We start from the raw sequence: 17173 nt of genomic DNA on the forward strand, positions 1-17173 counted from the left end.
GATAATTAGATGGAAGAAAAAACCAAAGATATAAAATTAATACTTATGGATGTCGATGGTGTTTTAACCGATGGACGAATAATACTTGGGGAAAAGGAGGAGTTAAAATTTTTTGACATCAAAGATGGAATGGGCATAACTTTAGCTAAAAAAGCAGGATTAAAAGTAGGCGTAATTACAGGCAGAACAAGCAAAGCAGTTGAAAAAAGAGGGAAAGAGCTAAAGATGGATTATGTCATCCAGGAAAAAATCAATAAGTTAGAAGCAGTTGAAGAAATCCTGAAAAAAGAAAAATTAGACTATAAAAATATTGCTTACATTGGAGATGATATAATCGACATTTCCTTATTCAGAAAAGTTGGGTTCTCAGCAACCGTTAATGATGCACCCGAATATATTAAATCAGAAGTGAGTTATGTTGCCAATAAAAATGGTGGAAGAGGAGCAGTTAGAGAAATCATTGAGTATATCTTAAAAAATCAAGGAGTTTTACAATTAACTATTGATAAGATTATAGAGGCGTGGAGTAATGATGACTGTAACTATTCACCATTCACAATTCACAATTTCTTCCCTAAATTTCCTTAATAATGGTGAATGGTGAATTGTCAATTGTGAATTGTGAATTATCACTCTTCACGGTGTCAAGCAAACCTGGCCCAAGAGTTCGATGCACCGCTATAGCGCATCCAATGACTCTATTCGATAATTCATCAAATTTCACTTCGTGCTCTCCGTACCCTTCGTGGTGAATAATTACTGATGACTAAGGTTGTTTTGCTTTGTAACGGAACTTCCCCCTAAAAATTGTCCAAAGAATAATTTATACTGGACATTGCCATTAACTGAGCTATTTAGGGACGGTTTATTTTCATTGTTTTCTCTGTGATTTCTTCTGGAAATTAGAAATTGGAAATTTCTTCACTTCTTTCCCCAATTTCTAATTTCGTAACCGTTCAGGCTATATATCAAAAGTGTAAGAAAGGGGATAAGGAGATAAGAAGGATATGGAGATAAGATAATAGAAATAGATTGAAATTTATAGAAATAGGTAGAAATTGATTGTGGAAAACAACAAATTTCCATAAATTTCTATTAGTTTCTATTAATTTCAATTTTTTTAATAATATCCCCTTATCTCCTTTATCTCCATATCTCCTTTTCTTACACCACCTGAACGCTTACCGGAATGTGGATAAGTGTAACCGTTCACTGCAGAGACGCAGAGAAAAAATTAAAATCTATTTATCAGAGACAGAAATTTCCTTTTTTTGTGTGCATTTCGGGTCTTTCGTTATTTATTAATTTTTTAATACGGACTTTTGACTAACTGTTTTTAAGCCTTTTTAAACAGCGAAAAACGCGAAAAAAAGATATTTTCCTCTCTGTTTCTCTGCGTCTTCTCTGCGGTAAAGGATTACCTGAACGGTTACGGATAAGTTTTGTCAAACTTCTCATTGACATTTAAGCTAAAAGAAAAAAGATTCGATTGACTTGTTTATCTATGGGGTAACTATTCAGCAAGGGAGAATATCGGCTCTTCATAAGTGTTCACTTTTAATTTTTAAATCCACTAAAAACGGTTCACTTTTAATTCTTAAATAACATTCAGAAAAAAATCTTGACTTAAATAAAATTATCTGGTATGATATAAACCATAATGAGTATATCAAGGCGGTATTGGTTTTTGGCAGGGATTTATATGGGTTTGATTTTTATTCAATCATCAATTCCAGGGGATAAATTGCCACCACTACCAATTTCAGATAAACTTTCACATCTGATTGAGTTTGGAATATTGAGCTGGCTTATTGGCAAGGCATCAAGAACTTCAAACAAAAAATTCTTGATTAAACAAGCGGCAATATTCTCAATCATTATCACGATATTGTATGGCTTAAGTGATGAACTACATCAATCTTTTATTTCCTTACGCGAGCCAGAGGTTTATGATGTTATCTATGATGGAACTGGAGGTATTTTGGCTCAAGGGATATTTTTGATAAAAAGACCAAATAGGGCTTCACGAAATTAAAAGCAAGTAATTGGTAACTAATTACCATTCACCAGTTACCATTTACCAAAAGAAAGGATGTGGAATAATGAACAAAAAATGTTTTCTTGTGGTTTTTCTATTGATTTCAGGTATACTTTCCCAATCTTTAGCCAATCCCATTCTTGGAGAATATTCCGCTGTTTTAGAACCGGGGAAATATGAATTAAAGAAAAATTTGCTCTGGCTGGTAAGTGACGAAGTGTGGAATAATGAGGGAGAAAGGCAGGATTACGAGGCCGGGGAAGAGGTTAAAGAAGGATTTGAAGCAAGGGAATTTGAAATTCAATTAGAACTTTATCGAGGGATAGTAGAAAATTTAGAATTAGGTCTGGTTTTCCCTTTTTTGTTTTTAAATAAAACCCCTTATTTAGGTGCTCAAGAAAAATCTGGTCAGGGTAGAGGAGACCTCGAATTAAAAGCAAAATATAATCTTATTTCAGGTAAAATTGACCTACCATCTATTTCCGGGTTATTAATCATAAAACTTCCTACCGGCAAAGAGGCAAAAAAAGGCTCAACTGACTTACCAACTTCATCCGGAGGAACAGATTTGACTTTTATGGGAATATTGACCAAAAATTTAGAGCCTTTTACCACACACTTAAATCTCGCTTATACGCTCACTGGCAAAGGCAAAAATGAAGAAGGAATTGAGATTAACCCCGGCAATGTATTCACCTACGATGTAACTTTAGACTATCCAGCGGGAAAGAGAACAACCATTGTTACTGAACTAATAGGTGAATTTAAAAGCGAAGACAGAAATAGCCAGAAAAAGAAAATTAACGCATCCAAATCTTCGTTAATGACGCTTTTATTAGGTCTTCAATACGAAACTGTTGAACTGCATAATACTACCCTACAAGCGGCAATTGCTTACCGTGTTACTGGTAAAAATAAAAAAACTGGAATAACACCTATTTTAGGTTTTATTCGTGAGTTTTAGTAAGCGTTCAGCCACAGAGGCACAGAGTTCACAGAGAATTAAGGAAATTAGCCACAAATGCACACGAATTAACCTCTGACATCCCATAAATGTAGTGCGAACCTTTGGGTTCGCCTTTTGGCTTGCCAGAAGCGAGGCTAAAGCCTCGCACTACAAATCTTTTTGTATTTGTGTTCATTCCGGGTTATATATTTCCTCTGTGTTCTCTGTGACTCTGTGGCTATATCTTGAACGGTTACGAGTTTTAAGCAGTTTGTAAAGATGGTTGTTTTTTAGTCCGCAGACAAGTCGTGCAAAGATAGACATGTTTTGCTGTTTTATTTATCATTATTTTAGTCCTGTGAAGATTTGGTAACCATCTTCGCTTCGTTTTGCGATTTGAATGGCTAACATTATAACCAACTTGAGGACCTTTACCGCAGATGTAACATACCTTAGCCATATTGAATTTTACCTCCTGAACAAATTTTATATATAATAACATAAAATTTATATTCTTGCAAGTATTTTTTTGTAATGCAGTAATTCTCATTATGACAGAAATTGTGTAAAAAAGGGGAAAGGGAGAAAATGGAGAAAGGGAGAAAATGATTAAAATTAGTCACGAATAGACCGAATTAATCCTATGTTTCGTGCTTATTCGTGTCCTATTAGTGGTTATATTTTCTCCTCTTTCTCCCTATTCTCCAATTCTCCTTGCTTACACATTTTCATAATTAGAATTGCTGTTTGTAATGGGTGCGTGTAAAATTTAAGGGAAAACGATAAAATGAACCGTTCCATTATTCCCTACAAAGTAAAGATAAAGGGGAAAAAGGTATGTATATACACACTGCATCAGTTATGCTCAATCTAAAGGCATTAGAGCCAATCATCCTCCCTTCTTACAAAGGTTCTACCTTAAGGGGAGGATTTGGGACTGCCTTTAAGCGAGTAGTTTGTGCCATAAAGGATAAGGAATGTCCAGACTGCCTGCTGAAAGACAAATGCGTTTACTCCTACATCTTTGAAACCCCACCTCCACAAGATACCAAAATTATGCGTAAATATACCTCTGCACCTCACCCATTTGTTATTGAACCGCCTCCAGAAAAACGGATGGGTTATAAACCTGGCGATGAGATAAACTTTTCCCTTATCCTCATCGGCAAGGCAATAGACTACCTTCCCTATTTTGTCTATACCTTTCAAGAGCTGGGGAAGATAGGTATAGGCAAAGACAGAGGCAAGTTTGAGTTGCAAGAGGTTAGCTGTAACGGAGAGACAATCTATGATTCTCGGAATAAAACGCTTAAATCCATTACTCCTTCGACCTTATCGGTAGTCTTTGACGATACTCATACTGACCCATTTATCCTTGAAACCTTAACCTTGAATTTTCTCACCCCTACCCGTATCCTTTATGACAACCATCTTACGATTGAGCTTGATTTCGAGATTCTGCTCAGGCAGCTTTTGCGCCGTATCTCTCTCCTTTATTACTTTCATTGTAATGGTGACCCATCTGCATGGGATTTCAGAAGAATAATTTACAAATCCAAACAGATAGAGACAATAAAACGGATGTTAGACTGGTATGACTGGGAGCGATACTCTGCCCGGCAGGAAACAAGGATGAAGCTGGGTGGTTTTGTAGGTGAGATAACCTTTAAAGGTGTTATTGAACCATTCATTCCTTTAATCAAAGCAGGTGAGGTATTGCATATTGGCAAAGGCACCAGCTTTGGACTGGGGAAATATAAGATAGAAGGCGTAGAGCACGGAGTAAGAAAAAAGGGTAACTATTCAGCCTGTAGGAAAGTAGGAGAGTAGGAAAGTAGGAAAGGGAAGACATTGTCCCCAGAAGAGGAATACCGTGCACATCCTTTATCCCTTTCCTACTTACCTACTACCTACTTGCCTACTATTTCCATTGCTCTGTCTTCCGGAGGTTAATGTTCGTTCCCCCAAATAACTGCCCCATTACGAACTAAGGTATTATCTAATTCTATCTAAAGATCTTAATTATCTGCCAGATTTTCAATCCATTTGGGATATATCTGAAGAAGTGAGTAGGTTTAATCAAATCAATTAAGAGTAAAATAGTATGAAGTATTTTACTCTCTTCCTACTTCCTACTTCCTACTTTCCTACTTTCCTACTTCCTACTTGCTTGGTATGCTGAATAGTTACAAAAAAGGTATAATTTGTTTCAACTCCTTGCTTTTTGCTTTAAACTTTTTATTGACATAATTGTGGTATAAGTGTTAAAATTATAATTTAATGGAGGTGAAAGATTATGTTAACCCAAAATCCAAGAATTAATGTTGTCATGGAAAAACGACTTTATCAGACCATCGAACAACTGGCTAAAAGGGATGGGGTTTCTTTGTCTTTAAAGACGCGTGACCTGGTCAAAGAAGCTTTAGAAATAGAAGAAGACATTGCTCTTTCAATCTTTGCTGGAGAGCGAGAACGAACCTTTGAAAAAGCAAATGCCCTTAAGCATAGTGAGGTATGGAGTGAATCAGCGTTTTGAGATTAAATACCATCAGGATGTAAAAACGGTTGATATACCACTACTTGATGCGAGGTTAAAGATGCGCATTAAAGAGGTTATCGAGACCCGTTTAACCACAGCCCCACACCACTATGGCAAACCCTTAAGGAAAACTCTGAAAGGATATTGGAAAATAAGGGTTGGTGATTATAGAGTGGTCTATAAAATGATGGAAAATGAAGTCTGGATATTAGGAATCATTCACCGCAAAGATGTCTACAAAAAGATAGAGAGAAGGGGCTGAGTTATCAAGCCATGCAAGGGCTACACATTGGCAAAGGCACCAGCTTTGGACTGGGGAAATATAAAGTAGTATCAATAACCTACTGACAAAGCTATCCTGAAATTTCCACCTTGAATTTTTTCTTGATCGTATAGGAAAGTATAACATACCACGAATTTCACGAATTGGACGAATAAAAATGTATCTAAGTGTCTGGTAGTCTATGTAACCCAAACACATAGACACCCAGACACCAGACCACCTGAACGGTTACATTATTCTAATAATTATCCTGAAATCGGCAAGTATCTGAGTAAAAAGGGGAGAGGGGGGTGAAAAAGAAGGCTATTTTGACAAATTTGGGAGAGAATTAAGGAGAAGATGAAGGGAATTAGATAACGGATAGAAAAGAGATAGGATTAAGATGGGAGTGAGTCATAATTTGGGCACAATACGAGTGTGTCTAAAGTTCTTTGAAAAGTGAATATGGTCAAATTGCTGTAGTTAACATCGAACCGGGGTAAAGCCATTAGCTACAAAATAGAAGAAGGCATCAAGATTTGTTTTGATTATCTGAATGATAGACTCAAGAAGTTTATTGGCGGCGAGTTTAATTCGATGGAATCTACCCTTGCCGAGGATATTGCCAGGGATATTGATGATTTGTCTGCGGATGGTTTTAATCTCACAGTTTTTCTTATCCTCAGGCAACAAAGCCTGTCTATACCAATTCATCAGGTTGTAGGCGATAACTTTAATGAACATAAATGCCTGATTGCGAATTTTGAGATGTTGAGATGCTTCTTCTACAGCAAAACCATCTTTGAGTTCATCTATTTTGTTCTCGACATTAGCCCTATCATCATAGAAGTTCATAATCTCAGCTGGGTCACCTTCCATATTGGTGACGACAGCTTCATAACGATAGAAATCCTTATAGTCGAGGAGGAGTTGGGATGTATCTTTATCTATTTTCACTCTACGGATGACAAATCTTCTGGGTTTTTTCCAGGTTTTAAGCAGGAATTCTTTACTGGTAATACTGGTGTATTCGTCAATTTCTTTCCAGTCTTTTTCAGGGATGGAGATGATTAATTTTCTAAGATTTTCTCTTAGAGGAGCTTTACAGACATATTCTAAATATAACTCTTCAAACTTGATGAGGTTATCTTCATCAAAGAAGCCTTTATCTAATCTAAGTTTTGTGGCTACATAATTGGGAGGTAACAGGTCGAGGCAAGTTTGAAAGAAAGGAAGGAAATCACCATTACTATGAACCTTGCCTGAGTAAAGATTAAAATGGAGCAATTCATTAGATGAACCAATAAAACAGACCTTAACTTTAAAGGAAGGTCGACCATGATAACGAGGATTATAACCAACTTCGCCACCTTCTTGATGACCATGAAGGGTGACAACTGAATCATCAAAATCCAGGGTGACATGGGTATGACCTGACCACTTTGATTTAAGGTGGTTTAACTTTTTATTGATATTGATAAGTTCCTGGATATGCGTTTGTTGAAAGGCAGAGAGAAGATTACGAAAGACCTTTTCTGATGGGAAAGATGAGATTTGTTTAAGGTCAAGATAACCAGGGTCAAATCGTAAAGTTTCTGTATGTTCAAAACGGGATAATCCCAGACAGCAACAATCAATCAGATGTTCTAATGTTTGAGGTGCAGAATAAAGGCTGTTAATGGGTTTAGAAAGGGTGAAGTTGTTTTTAATGATACCTGTTAGATCAATAGCTTGTTTAAAGGTTTCTATAGTATGGAAGTTACCAAACTGGGTGACGGTATCATTACCGAATTCAACCTGGAGATTAACAGGTCTGATTTTGCGAACCAATTTTCGTTTTCTTTTCTCCAGAGCGATAATTTCTGGTCGTCGTTCTTTACGAGGACGGGTATCTATTTGAGGGGTTAAAGAAGTAATCGTAATTGGTCTCCTTTTTATGTTAACTTTAGTAATATGAATTACTTACATAAAGTATAGCATAGGAGGAGACCAATGTCAAGTATTTTTGTTAAAAAATTTGCAGATTTTTTAATGAGTTAAGTATTTATATATCAAGTGGTTAAAGGTATAGAGAAAAGGTCACTTGCCGATTTAAGGATTATAGCACCTATTAATCGAAATTTGACATAGAATTCTCTAATCCTCTAATTCGCTAATCTCTAATTCACTATACTATGTAAAGTTTTGACTAATAACTGCTATAGTATTCATTCGTAAAATTCGTTTAATTCGTGGTAACTTTTTCTTGACATTCTTAATGGTAAATAGTATATTAAAGAGTATCTAAAAGCCTGAGGTAGAGTTATGAATAACGGGTTAAAAGAGAGTGAGATAGAGAAAATTATCGAAGCCTTAAAGAGATTTCCTCAGATTGAACAAGCGATTATATTTGGTTCACGCGCCAAAGGAAGCCATAAAAAAGGCTCTGATATTGATTTGGCGATAAAAGGCAAGGACATTACCGAAGAAACTCGCAATCATCTATAGTTTTATGCTTAACGAAGAAACCCCCTTACCATATTTTTTTGATGTGGTTCATTACGAAAGCATAAATAACCCTGATTTGATTGAACATATCAACCGTATGGGAAAAATTATTTATAAAGGGGCAGAGTAACTATTCAGCCACTGATTAACACGGATTAGCAGGGATAAATACAGAGGTCAGAAGATAGAAGGCAGAGGACAGATGAGAAAGGGGGAAACGGAGAAAGGGAGAAATCGGTCTAATCTCCGGTAAAATCTTGCGGATATTTTCAGGGGAAGTTTCACGCCAAGCACGCAAAGAACGCAAAAGGAAATAAGGCAAAAAATTACCTTTGCGTCCTTTGCGTGAAAAAATTAAAAATCTGTAAAATCTGCGAAATCTGCGGATATTTTGAGGTAAAAAGATGAAAGATAATAATCAAGAATATCAAACCGTAATCTTAGCCGCACTTTTGCATGATATTGGGAAGTTTATTCAACGGCAGAGTAATATTATCGCAATTAGTCAGAGTCATACTAAATTTTCTAAAGATTTCTTTTCTGAAGAAGAAGATTTTCATGCACTTTGGCTAAGGGATGATATTGATTTAGAATTGATAGAAAAGATAGTTTGGAATCACCATAATGCTATAATTGAAGAAACAAGAAGGAAAGGAGATTTTAAAAATAAACGAGAGGAAGCCCTCTGTCAATTGGTTAGTGACGCAGATACTTTCTCTGCGGGCGAAAGACATAGTGAAACTTTAAAAGATAAACAAGAAAGTGAAGAAAAAAGAGTGTATTTTACTAAGAGACCATTAGACCCTATCTTTAGCCAGGTAGAACTGTTCTGCAACCCTTCATCAAGCGTATCTCCCTATAAAATTGGAAAATTAGAGCCAAAAGGTGCTTTTCCTGATGGACCAAAACAGATACAAGAGGGTGAGATATTAGAGCACTACAAGAATCACTTTATCCCTGAGTTAAAGGAGATAACTGCTGATAACTTTGATGGATTCTATAATTCATTACTCTCTCTTTTAGAAAAGTATACCTGGTGTCTTCCCAGTGATACTACAAAAGATATAGCCGATATATCTCTTTACGACCATCTTAAAACTACCAGTGCTATTGCTGCCTGCCTTTACCGATTTCATGAGCAAGATATTGAAAGCTACCTTGACTCTTCCAAAGCTCAATACAAGTTTAGATTGATTGGTGGAGACTTATCAGGAATTCAAGATTATATCTTTAAGATTACTGAGAAGGGCAGAGGAGGGGTAGCGAAAAGACTCAGAAGCCGCTCATTCTATTTATCCGTCTTGTTAGAGGTTACTATTCAAAAAATCCTTCATCATTTAAAACTTCCTTACAGTTGTAATCTAATTTCAGCGGGGGGGCGTTTTGTCCTCCTTGCTCCAGAAAATATCAGTGATAAGATGATGAAAGACCTCCAGAAAGAAATTTCAACCTGGTTATTTGAAAAGTTCTTTGGCCAAATAACGATTAATCTAAATTGGGAAGTAATAATTACAGGTTATAGTCTCAAAATAGGAAAATTCCATCGCTATCTGAATAGAGTTTATGAGAATTTAGAGCTAAAGAAACAACGAAAGAATTCAGAGATTTTGTTTGATGGGAAATGGCTTGAGAGAAAGTTTGTAAGAGAAAGCCAATATGAACGTTACAGCCAGAAGGAAGGAGGAGCAAAAGATTGCCAGATTTGCCATTGCTTTCCTGCAAGCAAAAAAGATAATGATGGACCAGAGATATGTTCTCAGTGTGCCCTGGACAAGAAGATTGGAGAGATGCTCCCTAAAACAGAGTATATAGCTTTGGGGAAGGCAAGGCCTGATGAATTTCAAAGAAATGAAGCCGACCTAATCTTCTTTAATAACGGAAAAGAAGGGGAGGAAGTCTATTTCTTGAAATTAATCAAACAACACTGTACTCAATTGCCACAAGTAAATGACCATTATTATCTTCTTTACCGTCTTTATGATGTTCTGGAAAAGAAGATAGAACCTACTGACCTTGGAATTATGAATAAATTCTTTGCTAACTATGTGCCTCTTTACAAAGACTTGGATGAGGAAGAAAAAGAACTTATCGATGAGGATCAGGAAACAAAGCCTGGCAGCATTCTTACCTTTGGAACCTTAGCCAATCTATCTCAACGGAAGAATCGGGATGGAGATTGGCAAGGAGAAAGACGAATAGGTCTTTTGAAGGCAGATGTAGATCGTTTAGGAGTAATCTTTAATCTTGGTTTAGGAAAAGATGTTACAGTCTCAAGATATTTAACGATGAGCAGGATGATTGACCTCTTTTTTGCCGGCTGGGTTGAAAGAACCATCTCTACAGAATTTAGGGAACTCTACACTGTATTTTCTGGTGGGGACGACCTCTTTCTGGTAGGTCCCTGGGAGGAAATAATTAAGTTTTCTCAAAGATTATACAAAGAATTCCGCTCTTTTACCTGCCAGAATGACAATATTACCCTTTCTGCAGGCATTGCTGTTCTTAAACCTAAACTGCCAATTGCCAGAGGCGCCATATTGGTAAATGAATTGCTTAAGGACGCTAAGGCAAGCAACGGAAGGTTTTTAATTGGTGAGGTATCTGAAGATGAAGGAAGAGACCAACTCACACTTTTTGGAACTACTCTGAAGTGGAATGAAATGGAAGAGACCCTTCCTTTTAAGGACTTGCTCATTGATGAATTGAAGAGAAAAGATTCCCCATTTAAGGTAGCATTTCTTCACCGTCTATTAAAATATCACCGGATGTATCTGAATGTTCAGAAGGGGGTGGTTGAAGATTTACTTTATCGCTCTCATCTGGCTTATGATATAGGAAGGAATATCAAGAGAAAAGAAAAAGATAGCAAGAAAGTTCAAGAGGAATTGATGAAATGGTTAGAACCCCTTTATTCAAATGATGATGGGGTTAAGAACAAATTGATGAAGAATATGAAAGTCCCTGTATTCTGGGCAATTTATAAAAATAGGAGGTAATTAGAATGGAGACAAATTATGATAGCTTTTTTTATGAAGAAAAGAGCGGTCAAGCGGTCATTCGTGAGGAACTATTGACCAATAGGGCTCAAGATTGGGCTAAGAGCTTTTTAAAAGCTCGTCCACCACTTCACTCTGCCCAACTGAGGAGGTTTTATCATGATGTTAAGTCATTAGAGGCAAAGGTTACTACAGAGGATGAGTTTACCAAATATAGACCTTTGGTCAAGATGCTAAAATCAAAGGTAGCCTATGCCTGCCCGAAAACTTATAGTGGACGAAAAGTACCCTGGGAATTCAGAGAGTTTATTGAAAAATGTGTTGACGAAATCAATTCACTCCAGGATTTTAAATCTTTTACCCTGGTATTTGAGGCAGTAGTAGGATATTTCTTTGGTGAAGGAGGTAGGTAAGATGTCAGAAGAAATTAAATTGCAACTTAAAGGATGCAAGGTGATAAATGGAACTATCACCTGCAAAACCGGGCTTCACATTGGGGGAACAGCCGAGACTATTGAGATTGGAGGTATGGACAACCCTATTATTAAACACCCAATTACTCAATTGCCTTACATCCCTGGTTCTTCTATCAAAGGTAAGATGCGAAGTCTATTAGAATGGAAGTTAGATAACTTCCAACGCAATGGAGATGTGCATCAATATGATGACCGTAAATGTTTAAGAGAAAAATGTCCTATCTGCCGTATCTTTGGCACATCCTCTGATAAGGCACAAATTGGCCCCAGTCGGCTCATTGTTCGTGATGCCTTTCTTACAGAAAATTCACAGAAAAAACTTGAGGAGTTGAAAAAGCAGAAAGGATTGATGTATGCTGAAGAAAAGACAGAGAATACCATAAATCGCCTCAGTGCCAGAGCCAATCCCAGAACACAGGAAAGGGTGCCGGCTGATATTGTCTTTGAGTTTGAGATGATTTATCGGCTGTTTGAACTCAATAATGATAGAGGCAAAGTTGATGAAGAGCTCTTTAGGTATGTAGAAGAAGGGATAAGGTTAATACAAACAGATGCCCTTGGAGGCTCTGGAAGTCGGGGCTATGGTAAGGTTGAATTTGAATATGAGGTTAAAGATTGCCCCCTTGAAACTAAGTCTGAAGAGGTAAAAGCAAATGACAAACTACAAAACTTACAAAGTGACCCTAAAGATTAAATCTTCAGTTATTACCCCTTTTCAGGCTGATACCATCTTTGGCACTTTATGCTGGGGAATTAGATTCCTTGAGAAAGAAGAAGAACTGAAGAAATTCATTGATGCCTCTTTAGGAGAATATCCGCCCCTTATCATTTCTGATGGTTTCCCTGAAGGCTATCTGATAAAACCTGTTTTAGAACCATTAAAATCTAAAGAGTCTGAAGAATTAGCCAGAGATTGTTACGGTAAGGAAAAAAGAGGACTGATAAAAGGGATAATGAAATTAAAAGAGCTAAATAGAATAGACTTTATCTCCAAAGATTATCTCTTAAACCACATTGACCCTTTATCTTGCATCCAGATGGGAAGGGATTTTTTAACCGGTGGATTCAAAGAGCCTGAAATTGAAAGCCAGACAAATCTGCATAATACCTTTAACCGACTTATAGCAAGGGTAAGAGAAGGTGGACTATTTTCTGAAACAGAAACCTATTATTCTTTAGCATCCAGAATTAATTTTTATATCAAATTGAATGAAACCGTGTTTCCATTAAGTCGGCTTGAAAATCTACTAAAAGGATATTTAGAAATCAGTGGTTACGGAGCAGATAAATCAGTTGGCAAAGGACAGATAGAATTTATGGCGATTGAAGATTCAGATTTATCTTGTGCCAAACAACCTAATGCTTTCATTTCTTTATCATCCTTTGTTCCTGATTCTGATGACCCAGCAAATGGCTTTTACATCCCTTTAATCAAATATGGAAAGTTAGGTGAGCATTATGCCAGCTCTAAGATTAATAAACTTGATCGGAATAATCGAATAATTGGATTGCATCCATTTAAGAAACCACTCTATATGTTTAAAGCAGGTTCTGTATTTTTTCTGGATGGAAAGCCATTGAAAGAGTATTATGGACAGATAATTAAAAATGTCCATTGGGATACTGAAATTATCCATTATGGCTTGGCTTTTCCATTAGGAGTGAAAATTGAAGAAACCATGGAAGGTGAAGTATGCTAACTTATAAATTTCAGGTTGAAATTCTTACCCCAATTCATATTGGCAGTAAAGATGAGATTGAGTCTTATGAGTATGTAATCAAAAATGGCAAATTGTTCAAAATCAATCTGGCTGATTTTCTCTATCAATTATCACCTGCTGAGCAAGAAGAGTTTGATAAATTCCTTTCAAGTAACATTGTCCAATTAAGGCAGTTTATCAGAAATAGAGCAGGCTTTGATAAGTTTGCTGAATTTAGTATTGATGTTTCAAAAACAGTTGCATCTATCTATGAAACTAAATTGCAAGATGTTCATAACCAGCTTATTGTTGCCCCTTTTATCAGGGAGCTTTCACATCCATTCATTCCTGGCAGTTCTCTTAAAGGGGCAATTAGAACAGCGGTTATCTTTGAACTCTTTCAAGGCAAAGTTGATGAAAAAATGAAGCCAGATATTTTTGAAGCTGAAGTATTAAAGAGTGAGCGAGGATTCTTTGATGAAAAAGCACAACGATTTGTTACCCGAGGTCTGGATGGAGGGAAAGACCCTTTTCGGGCAATCAAGATTACTGATGCCAGATTGCCAGAAAATAGTACTTATGTTGAAAGAGTAGAAACCTTCTCTAAAAAAACAGCAAAACCTCTTGACATTCAGCTTTTTAAAGAAGTTACCTATTCCTCTCTTCAAAATAAACCTATAATCTTCCTTGCTGAATTCCGTTTTGATGACCAGCTTATTAATCGGAACAAAGAGATTAAATTAAAATCTATTGATAATGATTTTATCATCAAGGCTTGTAACAACTTTACTCGCCAGATTATCAAGCACGAATTAGAATATTTTAAAGACCCCCCGACTAATAAGATTTACTCTCATTTACAAGAAGAATCCCGTAATCTCAATAAAGATACCTTTTTACTCAGGATTGGCTGGGGAAGTGGTTTTTCCTCAATGACTGTAAATCTAAAACAGGAAAGACCAAAGTCTATTCAAACCAGAAAGTTGATAGATGGATACTTACCCCTTGGTTGGATAAAGGTTACAGTAAAAGAATAAGGTTGATTATATCTTTGCTCTTTGAAAAGTGAATAAGACCTGATGAATAAGGGATTGTGACCTCGCAATGACGATTTCTCAATAAGGCAAAATTTACGTGCGAATCTAAGACCTGATGAATAAGGGATTGCGACGGTGAATTTCACCCAGCCGTCCTTCGCAGGGTTGGGATAAATAAAAGTGCGAATAATAGACCTAATGAATAAGGGATTGCGACCGCCCGCTGATGGCGGAGTTGAAAGTGAAAGTTAAAAGTGAAAGTAAGGCCTCTAAACAATGTAGGATGGGTTCGTAACCCACCCTACTCCCTTGTTAGATAAGATGGGAAAAAGGATAAGGAAACTAATAAAAGAAGAGGAAGATAGCGTGCGAATATATGAGATGTGTGCTAACTGTGAGAAGAAGATTAAAATAATTGGGCTGGGAAGGGTAACAGAAGATAAGGAAGTCTATATTGTCTAACAAGTTAAGTAGAGTTTGAAAAAATGTCTAAAAATAGGGTAGGTTAGTATTAGTGTTGTAACTTATTGATAGACAGAGAGAAAGGAATATTTTTAGCCGTCAAAAGGAGGTGAAACTAATGCGTATTAAAGAAGGAATTAGGGAGGTTAGTATTTTTAACCTTGCCGAGCCACTATGTGCAAGGGGTTTTGCCCCCTGCTGTGCGAATAATAGACCTGATGAATAAGGGATTGCGACGGCCCGCCTGATGGCGGAGTTGAAAGTCGAAAGTTGAAAGTGAAAGGGAGGAAAGAGAAAGTCAAAAGTTGAAAGTGAAAGGGAGAAAGTGAAAGTCGAAAGTTGAAAGTGAAAGGGAGGAAAGGAAAGAACGAATGAAAGATTTTAGAGAGCTTAAAGTATGGCAAATGGGAATGACATTGTTTGAGATGGTTGTAAAGGATGTAGAATTATTTCCAAAAACTGAGGCAGGAAGAATTATTGCCAATCAAATCCTAAGGAGTGTTTCATCTATAACTGCCAATATTGCTGAAGGATATGGGAGAAGAAAAGGCAAAGAGTTTGAACACTATCTTTACATTGCCAGAGGCTCAACAAATGAAACAATTGACTGGTATGAGAAAATAAAAAGATTAGGTTATATTGATAGCGTGAGCTTTGAAAAAAGAGAACAAATGTGTCAAGAAATACGAGCCATGTTGAGTAAAATGATAGACACATTAGATAGATAATCCTTTTTCACTTTCTACTTTCAACTTTCACTCCAGCGAAGCTGGGCTGACCTGATGAATAAGGGATTGCGACGTTTGAGTGCTCGTCCCCCATCTAATTACGAATGTAGCCGTGCAAATAATAGACCTGATGAATAAGGGATTGCGACGGCCCGCCGATGGCGGAGTTGAAAGTGAAAGTTGAAAGTGAAAGGGAGGAAAGACGAAGAAAGCGGGACTCGGGACTCGGGGAAAAAGAAGGAATGTAGTCTTTAGGCTGAAGGAAGGAATGTAGTGAGGGTCTTTAGACCCGTCTTTAGTCTTTTACAGGAGATAAAAAATTGTGTCAGCACCAAGATTAGAAAATTTTGATTATATTGGTTATGCTGCTTATTCAATCACAATATGTTGTAATTTTAAACATAACTATTTTGAATCAGATAAAACAGTCCATGAATGTATAAATATATTAAAAGAGATTGCAGAAAAATATCAATTCAAGATTTATTTATATACATTTATGCCCGACCATTTGCACTTATGTGTTATTGGTGATTCTGAAAATGCAAATTTACAAAAGATGATTAAGATATTTAAACAGAAATGTGGATTCTGGTTTAAAAAAGAATATAATAAACAGTTGTTTCAACAAGGATACTATGACCATATTATTAGGAAAGAAGAAGGGATTGAAAATGTAATGAAATATATTGCCAATAATCCAGTAAGAAAAGAACTATGTAAAAATTTTGAAGATTATAGATTTACAGGTTCATTTGAGTTTGATGTAAATAAAATATTTATGTAGTGAGCATCTTTAGATGCGTTTTCAGTTATTTATGTAGTGAGATGCGTTTTCAGTTTAGATGCGTTTCTAAAACGGGTCTAAAGACCCTCACTACATTTTAAAAAGAGCCTCACTACATTTTAATAGGTTAGGTTAGTATTTTTAGCCTTGCCAAACCGCTATGTGCAAGGGGTTTTGCCCCCTGCTGTGCGAATAATAGACCTGATGAATAAGGGATTGCGACGCCGCAGCATGGTCATAGACATCAAGATAACCTTCAGGGTGCGAATAATAGACCTGATGAATAAGGGATTGCGACAAGGAAAGCGGGACTCGGGACCCGGGACTCGGGGTTCGGGAGGAAAGGAAGGGAAATTGAATCGTTTGATTCAAAGTCTCAAAAAACATTAATTTCTCTTCCCGTGCCCCGTGTCCCGAACTTAACGACTTGATGAATAAGGGATTGGTTTTTTAGAGGGCAGAGGCAAGGAGCAATCTGACCTATTACCGAATTAGGTAATCCCTCAGTTATTGATGGAAGAAAGGCATAAAGATTAAATTTCTCGCAAAGGCGCAAAGAACGCAAAGTAGTCAGAAATTCCAAATTTCGTAACCGTTCAGGGATATAGCCACAGAGTCACAGAGAACACAGAGGGAATATATAACCACGAATGAACACGAATAATAAAAAGATTTGTAGTGCGAGGCTTTAGCCTCGCTTCTGGCAAGCAGGAAA

At 36.7% G+C, this 17173-nt stretch carries 21 protein-coding genes; 17 read left to right on the forward strand and 4 right to left on the reverse strand.

Annotation, left to right across the window (positions count from 1 at the left end; translation table 11 throughout):
- Window positions 1-9 precede the first annotated feature (9 nt).
- Window positions 10-588: an HAD-IIIA family hydrolase gene (locus AB1414_01420; GenBank protein MEW6606098.1), complete on the forward strand. Its 579-nt coding sequence runs from the start codon at window positions 10-12 to the stop codon at window positions 586-588.
- Window positions 589-921: 333 nt separating this feature from the next.
- Here the strand turns inward: AB1414_01420 and AB1414_01425 are convergent, their stop codons facing one another.
- Window positions 922-1086 (reverse strand): hypothetical protein, encoded by a 165-nt coding sequence (locus tag AB1414_01425; protein ID MEW6606099.1) that lies wholly within the window; start codon window positions 1084-1086, stop codon window positions 922-924.
- Window positions 1087-1660: 574 nt separating this feature from the next.
- Between AB1414_01425 and AB1414_01430 the strand changes: the two genes are divergently transcribed.
- Both AB1414_01430 and AB1414_01435 read left to right on the forward strand, forming a co-directional pair.
- On the forward strand, window positions 1661-2035 hold the full coding sequence (locus tag AB1414_01430) for a VanZ family protein (protein ID MEW6606100.1): 375 nt from the start codon (window positions 1661-1663) through the stop codon (window positions 2033-2035).
- Between the two features lie 67 nt (window positions 2036-2102).
- Complete coding sequence (locus AB1414_01435; protein ID MEW6606101.1) at window positions 2103-3002, forward strand: transporter; 900 nt, start codon at window positions 2103-2105, stop codon at window positions 3000-3002.
- Window positions 3003-3030: 28 nt separating this feature from the next.
- Here AB1414_01435 and AB1414_01440 read toward each other — a convergent pair whose 3' ends face one another.
- Both AB1414_01440 and rpmB read right to left on the reverse strand, forming a co-directional pair.
- Window positions 3031-3180, reverse strand: a complete 150-nt coding sequence (locus AB1414_01440) for a hypothetical protein (protein MEW6606102.1) — start codon at window positions 3178-3180, stop codon at window positions 3031-3033.
- Window positions 3181-3246: 66 nt separating this feature from the next.
- Window positions 3247-3444, reverse strand: a complete 198-nt coding sequence (gene rpmB / locus AB1414_01445) for a 50S ribosomal protein L28 (protein ID MEW6606103.1) — start codon at window positions 3442-3444, stop codon at window positions 3247-3249.
- A gap of 377 nt (window positions 3445-3821) precedes the next feature.
- On the opposite strand from rpmB, the gene cas6 reads away from it, so the two are divergent.
- From cas6 to AB1414_01460, 3 genes are all read left to right on the forward strand, one after another.
- Window positions 3822-4814, forward strand: a complete 993-nt coding sequence (gene cas6, locus AB1414_01450) for a CRISPR system precrRNA processing endoribonuclease RAMP protein Cas6 (protein ID MEW6606104.1) — start codon at window positions 3822-3824, stop codon at window positions 4812-4814.
- A 466-nt stretch (window positions 4815-5280) separates the two neighbouring features.
- Window positions 5281-5520, forward strand: coding sequence for a toxin-antitoxin system, antitoxin component (locus AB1414_01455; protein ID MEW6606105.1), 240 nt, complete (start codon window positions 5281-5283; stop codon window positions 5518-5520).
- Complete coding sequence (locus tag AB1414_01460; GenBank protein ID MEW6606106.1) at window positions 5504-5785, forward strand: type II toxin-antitoxin system RelE/ParE family toxin; 282 nt, start codon at window positions 5504-5506, stop codon at window positions 5783-5785. The genes AB1414_01455 and AB1414_01460 overlap by 17 nt, the downstream gene beginning before the upstream one ends.
- Window positions 5786-6268: 483 nt before the next feature.
- Here the strand turns inward: AB1414_01460 and AB1414_01465 are convergent, their stop codons facing one another.
- On the reverse strand, window positions 6269-7615 hold the full coding sequence (locus tag AB1414_01465; GenBank protein MEW6606107.1) for an IS1380 family transposase: 1347 nt from the start codon (window positions 7613-7615) through the stop codon (window positions 6269-6271).
- Between the two features lie 474 nt (window positions 7616-8089).
- On the opposite strand from AB1414_01465, the gene AB1414_01470 reads away from it, so the two are divergent.
- From AB1414_01470 to AB1414_01520, 11 genes are all read left to right on the forward strand, one after another.
- Window positions 8090-8272 (forward strand): nucleotidyltransferase domain-containing protein, encoded by a 183-nt coding sequence (locus tag AB1414_01470; protein ID MEW6606108.1) that lies wholly within the window; start codon window positions 8090-8092, stop codon window positions 8270-8272.
- Between the two features lie 4 nt (window positions 8273-8276).
- Window positions 8277-8402 (forward strand): hypothetical protein, encoded by a 126-nt coding sequence (locus tag AB1414_01475; protein MEW6606109.1) that lies wholly within the window; start codon window positions 8277-8279, stop codon window positions 8400-8402.
- Between the two features lie 274 nt (window positions 8403-8676).
- Complete coding sequence (cas10, locus tag AB1414_01480; protein ID MEW6606110.1) at window positions 8677-11268, forward strand: type III-A CRISPR-associated protein Cas10/Csm1; 2592 nt, start codon at window positions 8677-8679, stop codon at window positions 11266-11268.
- 5 nt (window positions 11269-11273) lie between these two features.
- On the forward strand, window positions 11274-11681 hold the full coding sequence (gene csm2, locus AB1414_01485; protein ID MEW6606111.1) for a type III-A CRISPR-associated protein Csm2: 408 nt from the start codon (window positions 11274-11276) through the stop codon (window positions 11679-11681).
- A 1-nt stretch (window position 11682) separates the two neighbouring features.
- Complete coding sequence (csm3, locus tag AB1414_01490) at window positions 11683-12438, forward strand: type III-A CRISPR-associated RAMP protein Csm3 (GenBank protein ID MEW6606112.1); 756 nt, start codon at window positions 11683-11685, stop codon at window positions 12436-12438.
- On the forward strand, window positions 12398-13444 hold the full coding sequence (locus AB1414_01495) for a hypothetical protein (protein ID MEW6606113.1): 1047 nt from the start codon (window positions 12398-12400) through the stop codon (window positions 13442-13444). Before csm3 ends, AB1414_01495 begins: the two co-directional genes overlap by 41 nt.
- Window positions 13438-14481, forward strand: a complete 1044-nt coding sequence (gene csm5 / locus AB1414_01500; protein MEW6606114.1) for a type III-A CRISPR-associated RAMP protein Csm5 — start codon at window positions 13438-13440, stop codon at window positions 14479-14481. The genes AB1414_01495 and csm5 overlap by 7 nt, the downstream gene beginning before the upstream one ends.
- Before the next feature lie 309 nt (window positions 14482-14790).
- Window positions 14791-14943: a CRISPR-associated endonuclease Cas2 gene (gene cas2, locus AB1414_01505; GenBank protein MEW6606115.1), complete on the forward strand. Its 153-nt coding sequence runs from the start codon at window positions 14791-14793 to the stop codon at window positions 14941-14943.
- Between the two features lie 371 nt (window positions 14944-15314).
- Entirely contained in the window at window positions 15315-15671 is a 357-nt protein-coding gene (locus AB1414_01510; protein MEW6606116.1) for a four helix bundle protein, read from the forward strand.
- A 322-nt stretch (window positions 15672-15993) separates the two neighbouring features.
- The gene (locus AB1414_01515; protein ID MEW6606117.1) at window positions 15994-16458 is read left to right on the forward strand and encodes a transposase; all 465 of its coding nucleotides are present in this window, start codon (window positions 15994-15996) and stop codon (window positions 16456-16458) included.
- Between the two features lie 186 nt (window positions 16459-16644).
- Window positions 16645-16848: a hypothetical protein gene (locus AB1414_01520; protein ID MEW6606118.1), complete on the forward strand. Its 204-nt coding sequence runs from the start codon at window positions 16645-16647 to the stop codon at window positions 16846-16848.
- Window positions 16849-17173 lie beyond the last annotated feature (325 nt).

The sequence above is a fragment of the bacterium genome, from assembly GCA_040755795.1.
Classification (GTDB): domain Bacteria; phylum UBA9089; class CG2-30-40-21; order CG2-30-40-21; family SBAY01; genus JBFLXS01.